This is a genomic window from Erysipelothrix aquatica, from assembly GCF_009828825.1.
Classification (GTDB): Bacteria; Bacillota_I; Bacilli_A; order Erysipelotrichales; family Erysipelotrichaceae; genus Erysipelothrix; species Erysipelothrix aquatica_A.
Genome location: NZ_WTTA01000001.1, coordinates 365,285 through 385,227, shown reverse-complemented (window position 1 = coordinate 385,227; position 19,943 = coordinate 365,285). Strand labels below are relative to the sequence as shown.

The window sequence follows — 19,943 nt, the reverse complement described above, 5'->3', positions numbered from 1 at the left end:
GGTGGTAATATCCGCCAGATGTTTCTTTTTAAGGAGGCTTTATGATCAATCGTTATTCAAGACCTGAAATGCGACGTTTATTTGAAGATTCGGCTCGTTTCAACGCATGGCTTGAAGTTGAGCTATGTGCTGCGGAAGCATTTTCTGAAATGGGAGTTATTCCGCGTGAAGATGTGAAAGTACTGCGTGAACAAGCGCGCTTTGATATCAACCGAATTTACGAAATTGAACAAGAAACACGACACGATGTGGTTGCATTTACACGTGCCGTTAGTGAGTCGCTCGGTGTTGAAAAACGGTGGATTCATTATGGATTAACAAGTACCGATGTTGTCGACACAGCGTATGGTTACATATATAAGCAAGCGAATGAAATTCTTGAGCAAGGAATCCTGACACTTCTTGAGTCATTAAGACTCCAAGCAATAAAATATAAGAATGTTCCAACAATTGGTCGTACCCATGGTGTTCATGCGGATATTACGAGTTTTGGCCTTAAGTTTGCATTATGGTATGACGAGATGAATCGTCAGCTTGATCGCTTTCGCCATGCTCGAAAAGATATCGAAGCAGGGAAAATATCTGGAGCAGTTGGAAACTTTGCCAATACGCCACCATTCGTTCAAGATTATGTGTGTGAAAAACTCGGCATTACATCCACGCATATCTCGACACAGGTGCTCCAACGTGATCGCCACGCTTATTACATGTCAACACTAGCACTTATTGCGACATCCATCGAAAAGATGGCGACCGAAATTCGTCACTTACAACGCACTGAAGTACGTGAGGCTGAAGAGTATTTTAATCCGGGTCAGAAGGGTTCATCCGCAATGCCGCATAAACGAAACCCAATTGGTAGCGAAAACATGAGTGGCTGTGCACGCGTAATTCGAGGCTATATGACGACCGCTTTTGAAAATGTTGCACTTTGGCATGAACGTGATATTTCACATTCAAGTGCAGAACGCATTATTTTCCCAGATGCAATAATGTTACTCGATTACATGCTTGTACGCTTTAACCGTATCGTTAGTAATCTTGTTGTCTATGAAGAAGTGATGATGAAGAACATTCATCTAACGCATGGTGTCATCTTCGCACAACGTGTGATGACGACACTCATTGAAATAGGAGGCATGAGTCGAGAAGGGGCATATGATTTTATTCAGCCACTCTCGATGCGCGCGTTCAATTCATCTGAACATTTCAAAAACGTCCTCTTAGAGGATAAAAGAATTTTAGATTACATGGATCTTCAAACATTGGAATCATGTTTCGATGTCGCGTACTTTTTACGCGAAGTCGACACAATATATGAAAGGGTAAATATAAATGGAAATTAAAAAATGCATGGGCTGTGGGAGCGAACTACAGATAACACATGCGGATCAACGTGGTTATGCGCGATCGATGGATCACGACTATTGTCAGTCATGCTTTAGGCTGAAACACTACCGTGATTTCAAACGGGTTAAAGCACGTGTTGATGATGGAGCAACACTCGAGTTTATCGATGGCTTCAAAGGTAATATTTTTTGGGTGTTGGATATCATGCACCTAAACCAAAGTATTCATACAGGATTATTGCGCTCACTCCGTGGTAAAAAAGTCGTGCTTGTCGTGAATAAACGCGATTTGCTACCAAAATCAGTATCAAATACTAAAATTGAGCATGCAATTATGCGTGCACTCCGTGATGAACCAGTTTCAGTAATGGAAATAGTCTATGTTTCTGCACTTAAACGTGAAACACTTGAACCGCTGCTGCCATATATCGAAAACGATGAAACGGCTTTTGTGGGTTGTGTGAATGCAGGTAAATCATCACTTCTTAACGCACTACTTGGAAATCAGAACTTATCGGTATCTCCTGTTGCATCTACAACCGCAGATGTTGTTCGAATTGAAACAGGGCTTGGAGATGTTATTGATACACCAGGATTAAGTAATGAGACAGAACTTGTTGATAAAATCTCTGATGATACACTAGTGTCATTGTCCCCGCAAAAAACTATTAAACCAACAGTTTTCCAAATATATGAAAAGCAAACGATTTTATTTGGTAATTTGGGAGCAATTACAATTACGCCAAAGACAACCGTCAACATCATTTCTTATTTACCACTAACCTTAAAACGAATTAAACCAGAACGTTTGGATGCAAACTTAGCCCTCGAACACGAGTTCATGATTGAAAATCCAGAATATCGTCTTCGTAACTGGCCACAGCTTGAGGACAAAATTGATATGGAAATCTATGACCTTGGCTTCATAAGCATTCAAGGCGAAACAGTGGCTGTTGAAACATACTTTGACAAGTCAGCTGTAATCACAATCAGAAAGGCAATGATTTAATGTTAAACAAAGATCAATTAAAAGAATTACGTCGTTTATCACACAACGAAAACGCAATCGTATCCGTAGGGAAGAATGGTATGACGCCAACACTTCTCGAAAGTTTTGAATCGGCATTACTTGCACACAACCTTGTTAAGGTATCGATTCAAAAAAACTCAGACATTACCAAAGAAGCACTCATCGAAGAAATTGAAGATCGTTTTGGTGCAACAACTGTCAGCAAAGTAGGACGTGTTGTTGTCTTCTACCGCTATAGCGTAAAAGGCCGTATTAAAGTTTGAGACATGTCATTTTATTTGGAGGGAGCTTTGATCCCATCCACTATGGCCATCTTGAGATAGCCAAAGCTGCTCTTGCATCACGTAATGCCGATGAGTTATGGTTTATTCCAACGAAACGAAGTCCGTTTAAAACTGACAGTACATCGTTTGACGATAGGAAACATATGATTGAGATGATGATTTTTGGGCATAAAAAAATGTCCGTAAATTCTGTCGAATCGATGTTGCCAGAACCTTCATATTCGATTGATACTGTCAATGAGTTAAAAAAACAGTACCCTAATTATACGTTTGATTGGTTGATTGGTTCAGACCAACTTCCAAGAATGCATGAATGGAAACAAATTGACGTGCTTAAAGACAGTGTGCAATTTATTGTATACAATCGAGGAACCGAACATCTAACAACCGATTATCCAATAATCTCTGGTAGCGTCTTTCCATACAGTTCGACGAAGATTCGCGAAGGGAAGTCGATGGCTACCAAACCATCAATATTGCGATACATGACGGAACAAAGTTTGTATATGCAAACACTAAACCGTGCAAATCTTACACCCTATCGGGCAGAACATGTGTTTCGAGTTGTCGCGTTAGCTCAAGAGTTAGCGCGTGCTCATAACATTGATTATGAAGCAGTTACTTTAGCTGCTTATGCACACGATTTAAAAAAAGAGACAGATAAAGAAGATTTAAAAATGACCATGCAAGCAAAAGCACCGCGGCACGAAGTGTTGCATCCAGCATTTTATCATGCATTTGCTGCAAAATACTTTCTCACACGGAAGTACTACATCAAAAACAAGCATGTTCTTCAGGCAATTGAAGGTCATGTCGATGGTCATAGTACGAATCCAGTGGGGATGATTCTATACATAGCAGACAAGTGTGAGCGTGGTCGTTTGTGGGACAGTGAACCCTTTATTGAGCTCGCAAAACAAGATTTACGAAAAGGATTCAAAGCGTTACGAAAGTATCAACGTGAATTTGAACAAGCGAAAGGAAGTTTAAAATGAAAGAATTAAAAGACTTAATTGTGACAACGTTAGATGAACGTAAAGCCAATGATATAAAAGTTGTCGATTTTGAAAATGGAAACCCATTGGTAGACTACTTTGTCATCGCAGATGCAGCAAGTCATCGCCAAATTAAGGCACTTGCAGACCATGTTGTCGATGCAATAGAAAAAGCAGGATATAAAATTAAAACAGTTGAGAGTGAGCGAGAATCATCATGGATTCTCATTGATGCATATGATGTGGTTGCACATATTTTCTTAACGGAAGATCGTGCTCACTATAATTTAGAGAAACTATATCAGGATCTTATTAAATGAAAAGCTACTACGATGCACTCTTCTATGATCCAAAAGGGGCAAAACGCTATTACGACTTTGTAAACAACCATGCAGTCGGACCGCGTGTCATTGAGTTTGCATGTGGAACTGGTGATATCATGAAGATGTTAAGCCCTGATTTTGAAGTTGTGGGTGTCGATATAGATCCTGAGATGATTGAAATTGCTCACCAAAAATATCCAGAGTTAAAAGACGTCACCACAGTTGGTGATTTCCTTGATTACACGCCTGAAACACCCTTCGACACAGCTTTCTGTATTGGCGATAGTACCAACTATATTCTAACACCGGAAGATCTCGAACGATTTATTGAAACAATGACTAACACTTCAAACCATTTAATCGTAGATTGTCATCATCCTCATAGACTTAATGAATTTGCGGATGATTATTATGAAGAAGGATCAACCGATGAATTTGATTATGCATATCAAATTGAAGTCAATGAAGAACACTTGGTTCATGTTATCAATTTCTTGGACGGGACGTTTGATGCTATTTACCAATGGGTTTTTGATCCGAAACTCTTAATTGATGGATTCGAAAAACGCGGTTATAAAGTAACTGTGTACACAGATTATATTCATAAAGGTTTCCTACCTGAAGGTGAAAAAATTGTCTTAGTTGCAACAAAGGAGACACTATGATTCTCATAATTGGTGCAATGATTGAAGAAGTGTCGGCACTGACACATAAAATGAAAAATGTTCATGAGCAGACAGTGCAAGGGGTTAATGTATGGGAAGGGTTGCTATCTGACCAAACAGTTACCGTTGCTTTGAGTGGTGTAGGAAAGGTTAATGCAGCGTATACTGCATCAGTCCTTATTCATGCTTTAAAACCTGAACTTGTCATCAACATCGGAAGTGCTGGAGGATTACAAAGAGGCCAAAATATTGGGGATATAGTTGTAGCTGAAAAGCTTCAGTATCATGATCTCGATATCGGACCTACAACCCATGAAGATCCTCGATTTATCTTCTATTCAGATGAAAAGCTGATGACGAAAGCTGCAGAAACACTTAAAACATTAGAAATGCCATACCATCAAGGTTTAATTGTTACTGGTGATCAATTTATTACGAAGCATCAGCCACAATTCAATGTTATCCAACAAGCATTTCCACACGCGATTTGTGTCGAGATGGAGGCGGCTGCGATTGCAGCAGTATGCGCACGTTCGAAAACACCGTTTATTGTTTTACGTAGCTTAAGTGATGTAACATTTATTGAAGGAAACGAAATATCCTTTGATGAATACCTACCGATTGCAAGTGCAAATTCCGCAAACATTTGCGAATTATTTGTTCAAAATCTATAATTAGAAACCTTCTGGTAATCGGGAGGTTTTTTTTATGATGTTTACTAATAATAGGTAATATTTCAAAAGGTAGGGTGGAAGTGAACTCTGTTGAGTGCGTATGTTATTTATTAGTGAAAGAAACATCATATTATTCTTTATGACAAACGTTAGGGATAAAATAACTTATAATGTATATATAAACGGGGGGGGGATTATGAAACGTGTAAAATCAATTGCTATGATTGCGTTAGCAATGCTTCTATACCTTGGTTCAATCTATCTGGCGATGGCTATAGATGCAACTCAAATATCTACAGAAACCACCAGTCAGGAGCAAATGTACACGGATGATAAGACAGAAGAAACGACAATTTCTACTAAAATGAAGAAGAAATCTCCATCCGCGATGAAATGACAGATGAACTTACTGATACCAATGCTGAAATTATAGAAGTTACTGATCCAGCATATAGTACAGATGATCTAATTGATGATGAATAAGATGGTATACCATCTCAATTAAATGAAGAACAATTAGTAAACTCTGTAACGGATTCAGCATAGCCTGTATCTGCTGAAGCGATGCAATATGATATCTCGCATATCCAAACCGTGGCAGCGTTGCAAGAAACAATCGTAAATGCTTAAAATGTGCAAACGATTAAACTTGCACCAACATTTGTTTCGGGGCCAATGTCAGTAGCAATTTCAGATGTCGGTTTTACCCTGGATGCTAATAATATAAACTGGACTGAAGTAAAAATAACGTTGATTGGAAACGGCAGCGGCCACACTACAGGATCTGATTCCGTTGATGTGAATGCGTACGAAAGCCAAGCACTTCTTACTGTAAAAGGTCCAGAAACACTTTTGAAAACAGGATATATGTTTATGGGTTGGAATACACAAAAAGACGGTACAGGAACAACGTATCGTGAAAGTTATCAAATAACGATTACAGACAACGTAACACTTTATGTCATTTGGACAAAAGAGGGTATCTCGAATACATATCGTGTAATGTATGATGACAATGGATATACAGATGGATCAGTGCCAGTTGGTACAAAACAGTATTTGGATGGTGATGTTGCTAAAATTTCGAGTCCAACGATGACGCGTAAAGGCTATACATTTGTCGATTGGAATACGCTAGCGGATGGTCAGGGTACAGCCTTTACAATAGGTCAAGAAGTTTCCATGCATGCTAACGGGAAAGTATTTGCTATCTGGAAACAGGATAAATTAGTCCTTCCTCCAACAGCTGTTACATCGCATCAAACTGGGTATATTATACTTGCTGATGGTGTCATGCTTCTTGTACTTACAACAAAAAGACGTAAAGTCAAAGCATAACGAAAAAAGGTACCTTCTAAGAGGGTACCTTTTTTCAATAAATAAACTTGCTTATGATTTATATAAGCCAGTCCAAAGTTTGTTGTTGAAGAACCATGTTCTTAATTCATCTACAGTCATTGGTTTTTTAGAATTAAACGAAATGCTTGATTCTACGTTAAGTTGATTTTTTGTTGTATCAAAGTTTGCATAAACAAACGCTGGATACGAATCGACACCAAATAAATTCTTAAGACGGGTTCCGGTCATATTCTCAGCACTACTAATATCAATTGAAACAATTTCCGGTGTTGGACGTTTCTCTTGTTCTTTAGCAAGTGGTGTCAGAATAGAATTAATTACATAATCGGAATCGGATTTACCATCACGAATTAAAAACACGTGATTACCAGGGTTTTCTTTTGAATATTTTGAAATGTCATCGATTGAAATAGATGTAGAAATTACAGAATCAACTGTGTCTACAGTACGCGTCATCGCTACTGTTTGACTACTAAATTGGTTATAAAGTCCAATGAATATCGCAACTATAGCAAACGCTGTAAATGCAACGAGTATTATTTTTTTAGCCATAATGTCTCCTCACTCACGAATTTACTTTACCACGCTTCACAGAAGAAAGCAAATTTCGACTTTCATAACCTTTTGTTTATTGTCAAATTACGCTATAATAGACAAGATAAGAATGGGGGTAACTATGTTCCTCAAGAAAATTGAAATGCAAGGATTTAAATCCTTTGCAGATAAAGTAGTCATAAATTTCGAGGATCCTGTAACGGGTGTGGTTGGTCCTAATGGTTGCGGTAAAAGTAACATTAGTGATGCGATACGATGGGTATTAGGTGAACAATCAGTAAAATCGATGCGTGGGTCAAGTATGACAGACGTTATTTTTAACGGTTCTGAGAACCGGAAAAAAGTAAATTTAGCTGAAGTAACGCTTGTGTTTGATAATGGTTCAAAACCATTAAACAGTGATTATGAAGAAGTTGAAGTCACACGACGCCTATACCGTGATACGCGTGAATCAGAGTATCTGATTAATAAGACAGCTGTGCGTCTTCGTGACATTCATGATTTGGTCATGGATACTGGGTTAGGACGAGATTCACTGTCCATTATCTCACAAGGAACAATTTCGTACTTTGCAGAAGCCAAACCACAAGAACGTCGTATGATATTCGAAGAGGCGGCAGGTGTTTCGAAATATAAGAAACGAAAAATTGAATCCATCAACAAGTTGGAGCGAACACGTGAAAACATGGAGCGGATGCAAGACATTGTTGATGAAGTTGAACGACAAGTGAATTCACTAAAACGTGCAGCTAAAAAAGCAGAACAATATCGCGATAAAAAAGAACTCCTACAAGCAGTAGAAGTTTCGGTATTGGTTAAAGAAATTCAAGAATTCACGGAAGCTAACGAAGTTATCAAACAAAATTTATTTAAAATTGATGCTGAACTTGCTTCACTCGAGACATCTGAAGGGGTTTACGAACACGAATTAGAATCCAAACGCCAAGCACTCCATGAATTGGATCGTGATGTTTCAAAAGCACAAGAAAACATGATGGCAGCGATTCGCGAAATCGGTCTCTTGGAAACGCGAAAAGTCGAAATTGAAGAGCGTCGTAAATATACGCTGGAAGTTGGAAATGCCCAAGAAAAAGCAAAAGAAATGCGAGCACAACTCAACGATGCAAAACTTGAATACGATGATCGTAAAGCACGCCATCAAGAATTGAGTGCAGAAGTTGAAATGTTGGTTGAAAACAGCTATGAACGAAATCGTAAACTTGCAGATCAACAACAAGATGTCGCTCGACTTACGACAGCAATTCAACAGTTAGAAAACCGACTTAACATTGTAAATTCGCGATTGGAACGACCTTATGAGTCAAATCATGGTGTTCAAGCAATTATGAATAACAAGAGTTCGCTATTTGGTATTCATGATGTCGTTGGTAATGTATTTACTGCAACTGAAAATTATGAAATTGCAATTACGACTGCGTTAGCAGGTTCCATGATGCACCTCGTAACGAATGATGACAAGGCAGCTGTTAATGCAATTAACTTCTTGAAAAAGAACAATGCTGGTCGTGCAACATTTATTCCGTTAACCGTTGCGAAGCCTCGCAGTGTTTCAGAGGATGCAATTACGGTTGCATCACACGTTGACGGCTATGCAGGCGTGGCTAGCGAATTTGTAACTAATGATGCGGTTTATGATCAGTTACGTGACAGTTTGCTTGGAAATGTGCTCGTCGTGAATACGATCGAAGCAGCTAACCGAATCGCAAAAATGTTGAACCACAACTATAAAATCGTAACTATGGACGGTGATGTGATTCACCGTGGTGGAACGATGACGGGTGGTAAAAACCGCAATAACAACACTTCTGTTATGACCCTAAAAAAAGATAAAGAAAATCTTGAACAAGAAATTATTCAAGATAAAGAAAAACTTATCTTAAGTGAAAATGCGATGCACGCATTAACGACAACGCATAAAAACGAAAGCGATATCCTAATGCAACGCCGTATTTCGCTAGCTCAATTAGAGCCACTCTTAGATGTTAAACGATCCAAATATGAACGATTAAAACAAGAGTATGAAGATTTAAATCCTGATGATGTCACAGAAGTTCCTGAAGGGGAAGGCGATGATATTGTCGCACAACTCAACAAAGCTTACATGGAACGTGACGAACTTACCACTAACATTGCATTGATGCGGGAACAGCGCCAAGGCATTAGTACTGAAATTCAACGAAAAGAAATTCTGTTACGCCAGTATCGTCAAGATTTAAATGGTCTCACACAAAAACGTCATCAATTAGCATTGGATATTACTAAAAACAATACACGTTTGGAAACAGGATTAGAGCGATTATCATCGGAATACCAAATGACGTATGACTATGCATTTGAAAACGTATATGACCAAGATGCTGCAATGAGTCGTGATGAAGTCCTTAAACTTCGTAATGAACTTACAGCGCTTGGGAATGTGAACCTTGAGGCACCTGAAGAATATGCGGAAACTAAAGAACGTTACGAATTCTATACGACGCAGCTTGAAGAACTTCATGGTGCTCGCGACAAGTTACTTGCTGTCATCGAGGAAATGGATACAATCATGGTCAAGCAATTCAAAGAAATGTTTGATAAAATTAACGAGGAGCTTCCAGCGGTCTTTAGTGCCCTATTTGGTGGAGGACGGGCTCGCTTAATTCTTGAAGATGAAAATGACTTGCTTAATACGGGGGTTGATATTGATGTACAGCCTCCAGGGAAATCAGTGCAGAATATTCGACTATTTTCTGGTGGTGAGAAATCACTGATTGCAATTTCAGTTCTATTTGCAATACTCAAAGCACGCCATGTGCCTCTTTGTATCTTTGATGAAGTCGAAGCAGCACTTGATTCCGCGAACGTTGAACGTTTTGCAAACTATATACGAAAATTTAGCGATGATACACAATTTATCGTAATAACACACCGCCCAGGAACTATGGCGCAAGCTGATGTCTTATATGGTGTGACGATGCCTACAAAAGGTGTTTCGTCAATGTTACGTGTCCGACTTGAAGAAGCAGTAGAAATGAAGGAGGCGAAAGCATAATGGGATTTTTTGACAAATTAAAACAATCGTTCTCTAAAAAAGAAGATAAAGAGTTATACAGTACGGGGCTAGATTCAACAAAGGCAACGTTTGGTACAAAACTCAAAGAAATGTTTACAGGAAAGCCAAAATTTGACGATGCATGGTATGATCATTTGCTTGCAGTTTTGATCCAATCGGACGTTTCATTAAAAAGTGCACAAAAAATAATCAAGGCATTTCGTAAAGAAGTTAAGCCTTCGATGACGCAAGAAGAGAGTTTAGAGACCCTAGCAGGGGTTATGATGCGCCAATATGGTGAAAATATCGAACCCTATGCACTTGAAGATGGTCGCTTAAATGCTATACTAGTTGTTGGTGTTAATGGGTCGGGCAAAACGACGACATGTGCCAAGCTTGCACACTACTATAAATCTGAAGGGAAACGGGTTCTCCTCGTTGGAGGCGATACCTTCAGAGCAGCCGGTAGTAATCAATTAAAAGTTTGGGCAGATGAAATCGGTGTCGATTTTATTGGGGGCGATGAAGGTCGTGATGCTGCGTCGGTTTATGTTGATGCAGCGCGTCATGCGAAAGCAGAAGCGTATGATGTTATGATCTGCGATAGCGCAGGCCGTCTTCAAAATAAAGTCAACTTAATGAAAGAGCTCGACAAAATGAAACGTGTTTTGGAACGTGAAGTTGGAGCAATCGATCATACATATCTTGTAATCGATGGAAATACAGGTCAAAACGGCCTTCTACAAGCGAAAACCTTCACCGAAGTTACGCCAATTGATTCATTAATTGTTACAAAACTCGATGGTTCACCAAAAGGTGGTGTTCTCCTAAGTATAAAGGATGAACTGGGTATCAAAGTAAGTCATATTGGATTGGGTGAAAAAATGGAAGATTTACGCCCATTTGATATTGAAGCATACCTCTATAACCTTGTGAGTGACAATGCCTGATGAATATTGAAAAAACAGTATTTTTAAATAAGCTGTTCGATTATTATGAGAAACTACTGACACAACGTCAACAGGAAGTCTTTCGATATTATTATCAAGATGATTTATCATATCAAGAGATTGCCGATATTCTCGGAATTAGTCGTGCAGCCGTGTTCGATAATCTAAATCGAACTTCAAAGTTATTGATCGAGTACGAAGAAAAACTCGGTGTAGCAAATGATTATCAGACGCTATTTGATAAACTCTATGCTCTAGAAAACAATGACGTCAATGCCATACTCGATACATTTATCAAAGGGAGGAAATTATGAGTAAAGTATTAGCAGTAAATGCCGGAAGTAGTTCATTAAAATTTCAATTATTGGAAATGCCAGAAGCTACAATTTTAGTAAACGGAATCGTTGAGCGTATTGGATTAAATGATTCAATCTTAACATTCAAATATGATGGAAAAAAAGAAACTGTTACAATGGATATTCCAGATCATCAACTTGCAGCTGACTTAGTCTTAAGTGGTCTTGTTGAGAAAAAAATTGTTGCTGATTTATCAGAAATTGAAGCAGCTGGACACCGTGTTGTTCACGGGGGAGAGTACTTCCAAGAATCAGTAATCTGTGACGAATATTCAATTTCTAAAGTTGAAGAGTTAGCAGATTTAGCGCCATTACATAACCCTGCAAACCTAATCGGATACCGTGCATTTAGTAAAGAATTACCAAATGCAACACATATCTTTGCATTTGATACAGCATTCCACCAAACAATGCCTGAAGAAGTATTTATGTATGCTTTACCATATGACTACTATACAGACCATAAAGTGCGTCGTTATGGTGCACACGGTGTTTCTCATGACTATGTTTCAAAACGTACTGCAGAACTTATGGGTCGTGATGAACAAGGATTACGTGTTATTACACTTCACTTAGGAAACGGTGCTTCTGTAAGTGCTGTAAAAGACGGTATTTGTGTAAACACATCAATGGGATTCACACCATTAGCAGGTCTTATCATGGGAACACGTACTGGTGATTTGGATCCAGCAATCGTGACATATCTTATGAGAAAAGAAAACATTTCAGCAGAAGAAGTCTTAAATATCTTCAACAAAAAATCAGGAATGGCTGGAATCAGTGGAATTTCCAGCGATGCACGTGATATCGAAAATGCAATTGAAGCAGGTCACGAGCGTGCAATCTTAACACGCAAAATGTATGCACAACGTGTACTTGAGTATGTTGGTGCATATGCGCTTCAAATGGGCGGTGTTGACGTAATTGCGTTCACAGCTGGTTTAGGTGAAAACGACAACGGTACACGTGCTGCAGTTCTTGATGTTATTAAAGAAGGACTCGGTATTGAGTACGATTCAGCACTTAATGATGCAACACATGGCGACGAAGTTCGTTTAAGTACAGATGCATCAAAAGTTGCGGTATGGGTTGTGCCAACAAATGAAGAATTGATGATTGCACAAGATGCATTCCGCATTCACAATGAAGGGTAGTCAAGAACTGCTTCAACTCATTGAAGCCTATGATACAATTGCTGTCTTTCGTCATGTAAATCCAGATGGTGATGCTTTGGGATCACAGGTTGGATTTGCAAAATGGGTGAAGCATAATTATCCTAATAAGACCGTTCATCTTTTAGGGTCAAATGACCATCATTACTCAATTTATCCAATGATGGATGACGTTGAATTATCGGGCGAATTTCTGTCAGTAGTAATTGACACCGCAAACCGTCCACGCATTGACGATGAGCGCTACACGTTAGGTAAACAACTTGTTAAGATTGATCACCATCCAGAAGTTGATCCATACGGTGACTTACAGATGGTAGATACATCACGTGGAAGTGCGTGTGAAATCGTAACAGATATTCTTCGTGGTTTTGACAAGTCATTCACTGAAGACATTGCGAATACACTATTAAGTGGAATTTTAACAGATACAATTCGTTTTTCAACGGAAGCGACATCTGGAAAAACGCTTGCATCAGCATCCTTTTTAATTGAACAAGGTGCAAATATTTCAAAATTGAATCAAGATCTCTTTACACAACCTCGCGCAGTCTTTGAACTTAAAAATAAGATTGCACAGTTTGTAGAAGTCAAAGAAGCACATTCTTTCATTGTCATGGATTCTGAACGTATTGCTGAAGTAGGTTCGACAAGTAAGCAAATTAAAGGATTTGTCAATGTAATGTCAGGTGTTCAAGAATTTGGTATTTGGGCAATCTTTACTCAAGATGAAGATGGTTCATATGAAGGTTCAATTCGCTCACGCGAGTACACAATTAATGATATTGCACAACAATTCGGAGGCGGTGGTCACCGATTGGCATCTGGCGTCAGCAAACTGACGAAAGAAAATGTATCTGAAATCATTGAAATACTTGCTAAACGAAGTATTGGAGAATAAGAAAAAGAACAGTTGCCTAAGGGCAACTGCTTTTTCACACTATAGAAGGGAAAGATTATGATGAATTGGTTTTTGGAACAACAACCTGTAATTCAAGCACTTCTTGCGACACTCTTCACATGGGGTGTTACAGCATTAGGTGCTGCCACTGTCTTCTTTTTCAAACGAATTCATAAAGGGGTTCTCAACGGAATGTTAGGGTTTGCGGCGGGGGTTATGATTGCCGCAAGCTTTTGGTCATTATTAGCACCAGCTATTGATATGGCTGAAGCTATTGATCAAAATGTCTTGCTCATTGTTGCGGGAGGTTTCTTATCGGGAGGAGCATTTTTATTTCTTGCAGATAAGATTTTACCCCACCTTCATTTAGGTCAGCCAACTGACGAAGCTGAAGGAATCAAAACACATTGGCAACGTTCTGTTTTACTTGTGATGGCGATTACACTTCATAATATTCCTGAAGGGCTCGCCGTAGGGGTTGCTTTTGGTGCTGCCGCTCAAGGGATGCCAAGTGCAACGATCGCTGGTGCGATTGCGCTTGCGATTGGTATTGGTCTTCAAAACTTTCCTGAAGGGGCTGCAGTTTCAATTCCTTTGCGTCGCGAGGGGATGTCACGGAGCAAAGCATTTATGTATGGACAAGCAAGTGGAATTGTTGAGCCGTTCGCAGGGATGATCGGTGCATACGCGGTAACTGTGATGCAACCCTTATTACCGTTTGCCTTATCATTTGCGGCAGGAGCAATGATTTACGTCGTTGTGGAAGAGTTAATACCAGAAGCCCATATCGGTAACGACAATATGCGTTCTGACATCGCAACCATAGGATGTATGATTGGGTTCACCATTATGATGCTGTTGGATGTTGGATTGGGATAAAAGACCATTTTTGTGGTCTTTTCTTTTGATGAGGGGTGCTGATCGTTGATTGTGTATTCTTGTTCGTTTAAAAAAATCCCAACATTGCGAATGTTTGTGGCGCAATGAAAGCCCTTTATCTTATTTAAAACGAAAGGGCAAAGGTGTATACTATATAGTATAAGTAAATTATTGGAGGCATTATGTTAACTGTAATAAACGAGTTTAAATTCAATGGGGAATATAAAAACCATAAGCCAGTTGGCGATGGTCATATTAATGACACGTATCTTGTTGACTTTGATACGAATCAATATGTTATTCAGCGCATCAATCATCAAATCTTTACCAATCCAGTTGGATTGATGGAAAATGTCGAACGTGTGACGCAGTATATCAAGCAAATTGTCATTGAAGAAGGCGGAAATCCCGAACGTGAAGTTCTTGAAATTATCCGCACACAAGCTGGGGCGTTATATACGCAAGATCCAAAAGGAAACTATTGGCGTGCTTACCAATATATCTCCAATGCTACATCTTTTAACTTGGTCGAAGATCCTGAAGTCTTCTATCAAAGCGGCGTTGCATTTGGTAAATTTCAATATCAACTCTCAGAATTTCCGGTTGAAACATTGCACTATACAATTGAAAAATTCCATCATACACCGTCACGCTACATAACTTTTGAAAAGACAATTGCACGTGATCCGCATAGTCGTGCCGCAGCAGTTCAAGAAGATATTAATTTCTATAAAGAGCGAGCTGATTTCATGAACATCCTATGGGATTTGCATGAAAAAGAGAAATGCCCCTTAAAGTGACGCACAATGACACAAAGCTAAATAACGTCATGATTGATAATGTGACAAAACAAGCGTTATGTGTTGTTGATCTGGATACCGTCATGCCAGGATTTGCAGTTGATGACTTTGGGGATGCCATTCGCTTTGGAGCCAGTACAGCTCTTGAAGATGAACAAGATCTGAATAAAGTAAACTTTAGTATTGAGTACTATGAAGCATTTACGAAAGGGTTCATCGAAGGTGGTAATGGATCATTTACGGATGTTGAGTTGGATCAGTTTGCAGTCGGTGCTAAAATGATGACATTAGAATGTGGCATGCGTTTCTTGACGGATTACATTGATGGCGATAATTATTTTAAAACAGATTACGATACCCACAATCTTGTACGCTCACGAACACAAATGAAACTGATTCAAGATATGGAAGCACAATGGGATGTGATGCATGCTGTTGTTAACAAATACAGATAAGGAGCAGTTAAAGACATGAGAATTTTAGTAACAGGTGGTGCTGGATATATTGGAAGCCACACAACAATAGAATTGATAGAACAAGGTCATGAAGTTGTAATTGTTGATGACTATTCTAATGCGAGTCCCATTGTTTTAGATCGTATCGAGGCTATCACAGGTCATAGACCGGGAATGTATAAAGTGAATATCACTGATAAAGCGGCCCTTAGTGCTGTGTTTGATGCTGAACAAGTAGATGCTGTAATTCATTTTGCTGCATTCAAAGCAGTTGGCGAATCGGTTTCTAAACCTCTCGAATACTACAAAAACAATATCTCGGGTACTTTGACATTGCTTGAAGTGATGCGTGACCATGATGTCAAAAACATTATCTTCAGCTCATCAGCAACAGTATATGGATCGCCAAAAACAAATCCAATCTTAGAAGACTTTGAATTGTCGACGACGAATCCATACGGTGCAACTAAATTGATGACAGAAGATATTCTCAAGGACCTCCAAAATTCAGATCCAGAGTGGAATGTCGTAATTCTGCGTTACTTTAATCCAATAGGAGCACATGCGTCGGGTACAATTGGTGAAGATCCTGCAGGAATCCCAAATAATTTGGTTCCTTACATCGCTCAAGTTGCTGTCGGTAAGCGTGAAAAATTATCAGTTTTTGGTGATGATTATGATACGCCAGATGGAACTGGTGTTCGTGATTACATCCACGTTGCTGACTTAGCGACAGGTCATGTGGCCGCACTTAAGCCAATTCGTGACCGTCAGGGCTATGTTGTCTACAACTTAGGGACTGGGAATGGCTATTCTGTGTTAGATGTTGTAAAGGCGTTTGAAAAGGCGTCAGGTCAAGCAGTACCGTATACAATCGAACCAAGACGCCCTGGAGACATTGCAACATGCTATGCAGACGCTCATAAAGCAAAAATAGAACTCGGATGGGAAGCAACCCGTGACATCAACACAATGTGCGAAGATACATGGCGTTGGCAAAGTAACAACCCGAATGGTTATGAAGGATAAAAAGAACGTATATACGTTCTTTTCTTTTCAAACATACGCTATAATAAAGGCAATGAGGTGACCCATGATACATTTAAACGTTCGGAGTTCGTATTCGTTACTGGCAGGATTGATGTCAGTGGAAACAATCGTCAAAAATGCTAAAGAAAATAACATGCAAGCTGTTGCTCTAACAGATTCGCATGTCCTTTTTGGTGCTTTGGAGTTTCAAAAAGCAGCCGAAAAAGCTGGTGTTAAGCCATTGTTTGGAATGGAAGTGACACTCTCGCACGAAGAAGAGACGTTTACATCGACATTGCTTGCGAAAAATAACTCCGGATATATTGGCTTGATGCATTTGAGTCACGCGTTAAGTCAAAAATCAGTGCTTACATTCGAAGAAATATTAGCATATGAGAAATCGTTGATAGTGATAGCACATTCGGAAGGTGGTCCGTTTGAAAAAGCATTATTGAACCAAAATTTAGATGAGGTTCAGCACCGTCTTAATGTTATGAAGCAAATGTTTACGCACCTATATATTGGGATATCACACCAAGAATCGAATTTCTTTCGAAAAACAAACTCGCAACTTATCGATATGGCCATTTTTAGCGATATTGAGCCCGTTGCTATGTCTAAAGTTTACTATGAACTTGAAGGTGATGAAGAAGCCTTTAGAGTTGTCCAAGCGATTGGTAAAGGGACGTATTTAGAAGATAAGACGTTGGTTTCATCACCCCATCGTAATTTCTATTCCCAAGAAGCGATGGCATCGATGTACGATACACGTTGTTTGGAAAATACACAAAAAATAGCGGATATGTGCACCGTCGATGTTTTTAGTATTAAAACATCATTACCCCATTTTGAGACAGGTCAAGCTGTTCGAAACGATGTGTACTTATCAAAACTTGCTGCTTTTGGTTTAAGTCGCCGTATTAAGCAACCAGTGAACAAAGTTTATGCAGATCGTCTCGAGTACGAATTATCGGTCATAAATGGTATGAACTTCACTGATTATTTTCTAATTGTTTACGATATCATCCGATACGCAAAAAAAGAAGGTATTTATGTTGGTCCGGGTCGCGGGAGTTCTGCAGGATCTTTGGTTGCTTATGCATTAGGAATTACCGAAGTTGATCCGATTGAATATGGTTTACTCTTTGAACGATTCTTGAATCCCGAAAGAATCTCGATGCCCGATATTGATATCGACTTTCCAGATGACAAGCGTCATCTTGTAATTCAGTATGTCCAAGAAAAATATGGCCACAACCATGTTGCGAACATTGTAACATTTGGGACATTACGAGCGCGTCAAGCGTTCCGTGATGTTGGTCGAGTGTTGCAAATTCCAATTCGCACTGTAGATACGGGTGCAAAGTTAATTAGTGCAAGTACGCTTCAAGAAAATTATGACAACGTTCCGAAATTTAGAACCTTTCTCAATAGCGATAAACACCTTATGCGTGTTTTTACAATTGCTTTAAAAGTAGAGGGTTTACTGCGACATGCTTCACAGCATGCAGCTGGGGTGGTTATGTCGCGCAAGCCACTTGACGATGTTGTGCCACTGCTCGCGTTTGATGAAGAGACGCATGTAACACAGTATGATATGACGTACTTAGAAGCTATCGGGCTTATCAAAATAGACTTTTTGGGGCTAAGAAACCTAACAATCATCGACAACATCGCACGTAAAATTAATGAAACGACCGCATTTAACATAATGAAAATTCCAATGGATGATGCAAAAACCTACCAACTGCTTTCGATTGCCGAAACTGTTGGAGTATTTCAATTAGAATCGGATGGAATGAAAGCATTGCTTAAAAAACTAAAGCCAAGCAAGTTTATGGACATTGTTGATACAATCGCGTTATATCGTCCAGGACCTATGGAAAACATTCCACTGTACCTTGCGTCTCGAAATGACCCGTCAAGTGTTAAATATTTACACCCGAAATTACGTGAAATTACTGAATCTACCTATGGAATTTTGATCTATCAAGAACAAATTATGCAGGTTGCGCAGATAATGGCAGGTTTCACACTTGGAAAAGCGGATATCTTACGAAAAGCGATGGGTAAGAAAAACGCAGCTGAACTCAATGCACTTCGGGAAGATTTTATTAACGGATGTCTTCGTGAAGGACATGATCGCGAACTTGCAAATGAAATTTATGATTTAATAGAAAAATTCGCAAATTACGGGTTCAATAAATCGCACTCTGTTGCGTATGGTTTGATTGCTTATCAACTCTCATATCTCAAAGCAAACTACCCACATCTCTTTTATACAGAACTCCTCTCGAGTGTTTTAGGAAGCGATGTAAAGACACGACAATATATTGACGAATGTCGTCGTCGCAATGTGAGTTTATTGAGTGTCAATTTAGATCATAGCCATAGTGTTTACACATTAGATGGTGTTAAAATTCGCATGCCATTCACTATCATTAAGGGAATCAGTGGAACAATTGCAGCAGAGATTGAAGCGGAACGTTCAGAGAATGGATCGTACAAATCATTTTATGATGCGGTGAGCCGATTAAATCTTGTTGGGGTTAAAAAAAGTCATTTTGAGATGTTGATTAAAGCGGGTGCGATGGATTACTTTGGTGCGAATCGTGAGTCCATGCTCGCATCATTAGAAGAAGCCATTCGCTATGCCAATATTATTAAAGTCGAAAAAGACGGGCGAAAACAACTCAACTTTTCACTAATTAGCGAACCCATATTTACGCAGGTTAATGAGAATGTTCGTGCGACTTTGGCGTATGAGCATGATTTATTAGGCTTTTACTTTTCAGACCATCCAACGAAATCCTTGAAAGTCAAACATGGCACGGATTCGCTTGTTCAACTCGAGCCACGTTACGAATACTATCGTGTGATTGGCATGATCGAAGCAGTCAAACAGCATCGCGCAAAGAACGGCAAAATGATGGCGTTCCTCCAAATTAGCGATGACACTGATAATAAAGATGTTGTTGTGTTCAATAATGTCTATGAAAAAATTAAAGACCAGCTTAAAGTTGGAGCGGTTGTTCTCATCAAAGTTCAGGTAAAAGAAACAGATTCAATTATTGTTCAAGATATGTTTACGTTTGAAAACTAGTACCCGTTTCGT

At 39.2% G+C, this 19,943-nt stretch carries 20 protein-coding genes; 19 read left to right on the top strand and 1 reads right to left on the bottom strand.

What is annotated here, in order from left to right; translation table 11 throughout:
• Positions 1-41: 41 nt before the first annotated feature.
• From purB to GVV22_RS01860, 9 genes are all read left to right on the top strand, one after another.
• Positions 42-1,346 carry an adenylosuccinate lyase gene (purB, locus tag GVV22_RS01900; RefSeq protein ID WP_159648503.1) on the top strand — a complete coding sequence of 435 codons (1,305 nt, stop codon included), beginning with the start codon at positions 42-44 and terminating at the stop codon, positions 1,344-1,346.
• A complete protein-coding gene (gene rsgA, locus GVV22_RS01895) occupies positions 1,336-2,358 on the top strand; it encodes a GTPase RsgA (protein ID WP_159648502.1) in 1,023 nt (340 codons plus the stop codon). Before purB ends, rsgA begins: the two co-directional genes overlap by 11 nt.
• The gene (locus GVV22_RS01890) at positions 2,358-2,642 is read left to right on the top strand and encodes a YhbY family RNA-binding protein (protein ID WP_159636377.1); all 285 of its coding nucleotides are present in this window, start codon (positions 2,358-2,360) and stop codon (positions 2,640-2,642) included. Before rsgA ends, GVV22_RS01890 begins: the two co-directional genes overlap by 1 nt.
• The gene (gene nadD / locus GVV22_RS01885; protein WP_159648501.1) at positions 2,639-3,658 is read left to right on the top strand and encodes a nicotinate (nicotinamide) nucleotide adenylyltransferase; all 1,020 of its coding nucleotides are present in this window, start codon (positions 2,639-2,641) and stop codon (positions 3,656-3,658) included. The genes GVV22_RS01890 and nadD overlap by 4 nt, the downstream gene beginning before the upstream one ends.
• Positions 3,655-3,978: a ribosome silencing factor gene (gene rsfS, locus GVV22_RS01880; protein ID WP_159648500.1), complete on the top strand. Its 324-nt coding sequence runs from the start codon at positions 3,655-3,657 to the stop codon at positions 3,976-3,978. Before nadD ends, rsfS begins: the two co-directional genes overlap by 4 nt.
• On the top strand, positions 3,975-4,646 hold the full coding sequence (locus GVV22_RS01875; protein WP_159648499.1) for a class I SAM-dependent methyltransferase: 672 nt from the start codon (positions 3,975-3,977) through the stop codon (positions 4,644-4,646). The genes rsfS and GVV22_RS01875 overlap by 4 nt, the downstream gene beginning before the upstream one ends.
• On the top strand, positions 4,643-5,320 hold the full coding sequence (locus GVV22_RS01870; protein ID WP_159648498.1) for a 5'-methylthioadenosine/adenosylhomocysteine nucleosidase: 678 nt from the start codon (positions 4,643-4,645) through the stop codon (positions 5,318-5,320). Before GVV22_RS01875 ends, GVV22_RS01870 begins: the two co-directional genes overlap by 4 nt.
• A 196-nt stretch (positions 5,321-5,516) precedes the next feature.
• Positions 5,517-5,717, top strand: coding sequence for a hypothetical protein (locus GVV22_RS01865; protein WP_159648497.1), 201 nt, complete (start codon positions 5,517-5,519; stop codon positions 5,715-5,717).
• Positions 5,718-5,953: 236 nt separating this feature from the next.
• Positions 5,954-6,658 (top strand): InlB B-repeat-containing protein, encoded by a 705-nt coding sequence (locus tag GVV22_RS01860; RefSeq protein WP_159648496.1) that lies wholly within the window; start codon positions 5,954-5,956, stop codon positions 6,656-6,658.
• Positions 6,659-6,709: 51 nt separating this feature from the next.
• Here the strand turns inward: GVV22_RS01860 and GVV22_RS01855 are convergent, their stop codons facing one another.
• The gene (locus GVV22_RS01855; protein WP_159636365.1) at positions 6,710-7,231 is read right to left on the bottom strand and encodes a hypothetical protein; all 522 of its coding nucleotides are present in this window, start codon (positions 7,229-7,231) and stop codon (positions 6,710-6,712) included.
• A gap of 124 nt (positions 7,232-7,355) precedes the next feature.
• Between GVV22_RS01855 and GVV22_RS01850 the strand changes: the two genes are divergently transcribed.
• From GVV22_RS01850 to dnaE, 10 genes are all read left to right on the top strand, one after another.
• Positions 7,356-10,286, top strand: coding sequence for a chromosome segregation protein SMC (locus GVV22_RS01850; protein WP_159648495.1), 2,931 nt, complete (start codon positions 7,356-7,358; stop codon positions 10,284-10,286).
• On the top strand, positions 10,286-11,236 hold the full coding sequence (gene ftsY / locus GVV22_RS01845; protein ID WP_159641362.1) for a signal recognition particle-docking protein FtsY: 951 nt from the start codon (positions 10,286-10,288) through the stop codon (positions 11,234-11,236). The genes GVV22_RS01850 and ftsY overlap by 1 nt, the downstream gene beginning before the upstream one ends.
• Positions 11,236-11,550 carry a YlxM family DNA-binding protein gene (gene ylxM, locus GVV22_RS01840; protein WP_236261740.1) on the top strand — a complete coding sequence of 105 codons (315 nt, stop codon included), beginning with the start codon at positions 11,236-11,238 and terminating at the stop codon, positions 11,548-11,550. Before ftsY ends, ylxM begins: the two co-directional genes overlap by 1 nt.
• Positions 11,547-12,746, top strand: a complete 1,200-nt coding sequence (locus GVV22_RS01835) for an acetate/propionate family kinase (RefSeq protein ID WP_159648494.1) — start codon at positions 11,547-11,549, stop codon at positions 12,744-12,746. The genes ylxM and GVV22_RS01835 overlap by 4 nt, the downstream gene beginning before the upstream one ends.
• The gene (locus GVV22_RS01830) at positions 12,736-13,665 is read left to right on the top strand and encodes a DHH family phosphoesterase (RefSeq protein ID WP_159648493.1); all 930 of its coding nucleotides are present in this window, start codon (positions 12,736-12,738) and stop codon (positions 13,663-13,665) included. Before GVV22_RS01835 ends, GVV22_RS01830 begins: the two co-directional genes overlap by 11 nt.
• A gap of 57 nt (positions 13,666-13,722) precedes the next feature.
• Positions 13,723-14,544 (top strand): ZIP family metal transporter, encoded by an 822-nt coding sequence (locus GVV22_RS01825; protein WP_201290679.1) that lies wholly within the window; start codon positions 13,723-13,725, stop codon positions 14,542-14,544.
• A 182-nt stretch (positions 14,545-14,726) separates the two neighbouring features.
• On the top strand, positions 14,727-15,344 hold the full coding sequence (locus tag GVV22_RS11035) for a hypothetical protein (protein WP_236261904.1): 618 nt from the start codon (positions 14,727-14,729) through the stop codon (positions 15,342-15,344).
• On the top strand, positions 15,341-15,799 hold the full coding sequence (locus tag GVV22_RS11030; RefSeq protein WP_236261903.1) for a phosphotransferase: 459 nt from the start codon (positions 15,341-15,343) through the stop codon (positions 15,797-15,799). The genes GVV22_RS11035 and GVV22_RS11030 overlap by 4 nt, the downstream gene beginning before the upstream one ends.
• 15 nt (positions 15,800-15,814) lie before the next feature.
• Positions 15,815-16,828: a UDP-glucose 4-epimerase GalE gene (gene galE / locus GVV22_RS01815; protein WP_159648492.1), complete on the top strand. Its 1,014-nt coding sequence runs from the start codon at positions 15,815-15,817 to the stop codon at positions 16,826-16,828.
• Between the two features lie 64 nt (positions 16,829-16,892).
• Positions 16,893-19,931: a DNA polymerase III subunit alpha gene (dnaE, locus tag GVV22_RS01810; protein WP_159648491.1), complete on the top strand. Its 3,039-nt coding sequence runs from the start codon at positions 16,893-16,895 to the stop codon at positions 19,929-19,931.
• Positions 19,932-19,943 lie beyond the last annotated feature (12 nt).

Excerpts from the sequence above, each read along its gene's own strand:
- GVV22_RS01890 (WP_159636377.1), top strand. The coding sequence starts at position 2,358 with ATGTTAAACAAAGATCAATTAAAAGAATTACGTCGTTTATCACACAAC.
- ylxM (WP_236261740.1), top strand. The coding sequence starts at position 11,236 with ATGAATATTGAAAAAACAGTATTTTTAAATAAGCTGTTCGATTATTAT.
- ftsY (WP_159641362.1), top strand. The coding sequence starts at position 10,286 with ATGGGATTTTTTGACAAATTAAAACAATCGTTCTCTAAAAAAGAAGAT.
- GVV22_RS01875 (WP_159648499.1), top strand. The coding sequence starts at position 3,975 with ATGAAAAGCTACTACGATGCACTCTTCTATGATCCAAAAGGGGCAAAA.
- rsfS (WP_159648500.1), top strand. The coding sequence starts at position 3,655 with ATGAAAGAATTAAAAGACTTAATTGTGACAACGTTAGATGAACGTAAA.
- GVV22_RS01865 (WP_159648497.1), top strand. The coding sequence starts at position 5,517 with ATGAAACGTGTAAAATCAATTGCTATGATTGCGTTAGCAATGCTTCTA.
- GVV22_RS01835 (WP_159648494.1), top strand. The coding sequence starts at position 11,547 with ATGAGTAAAGTATTAGCAGTAAATGCCGGAAGTAGTTCATTAAAATTT.
- rsgA (WP_159648502.1), top strand. The coding sequence starts at position 1,336 with ATGGAAATTAAAAAATGCATGGGCTGTGGGAGCGAACTACAGATAACA.
- GVV22_RS01850 (WP_159648495.1), top strand. The coding sequence starts at position 7,356 with ATGTTCCTCAAGAAAATTGAAATGCAAGGATTTAAATCCTTTGCAGAT.
- GVV22_RS01825 (WP_201290679.1), top strand. The coding sequence starts at position 13,723 with ATGATGAATTGGTTTTTGGAACAACAACCTGTAATTCAAGCACTTCTT.
- GVV22_RS01830 (WP_159648493.1), top strand. The coding sequence starts at position 12,736 with ATGAAGGGTAGTCAAGAACTGCTTCAACTCATTGAAGCCTATGATACA.
- GVV22_RS01855 (WP_159636365.1), bottom strand. The coding sequence starts at position 7,231 with ATGGCTAAAAAAATAATACTCGTTGCATTTACAGCGTTTGCTATAGTT.
- GVV22_RS11035 (WP_236261904.1), top strand. The coding sequence starts at position 14,727 with ATGTTAACTGTAATAAACGAGTTTAAATTCAATGGGGAATATAAAAAC.
- purB (WP_159648503.1), top strand. The coding sequence starts at position 42 with ATGATCAATCGTTATTCAAGACCTGAAATGCGACGTTTATTTGAAGAT.
- dnaE (WP_159648491.1), top strand. The coding sequence starts at position 16,893 with ATGATACATTTAAACGTTCGGAGTTCGTATTCGTTACTGGCAGGATTG.
- galE (WP_159648492.1), top strand. The coding sequence starts at position 15,815 with ATGAGAATTTTAGTAACAGGTGGTGCTGGATATATTGGAAGCCACACA.
- GVV22_RS01870 (WP_159648498.1), top strand. The coding sequence starts at position 4,643 with ATGATTCTCATAATTGGTGCAATGATTGAAGAAGTGTCGGCACTGACA.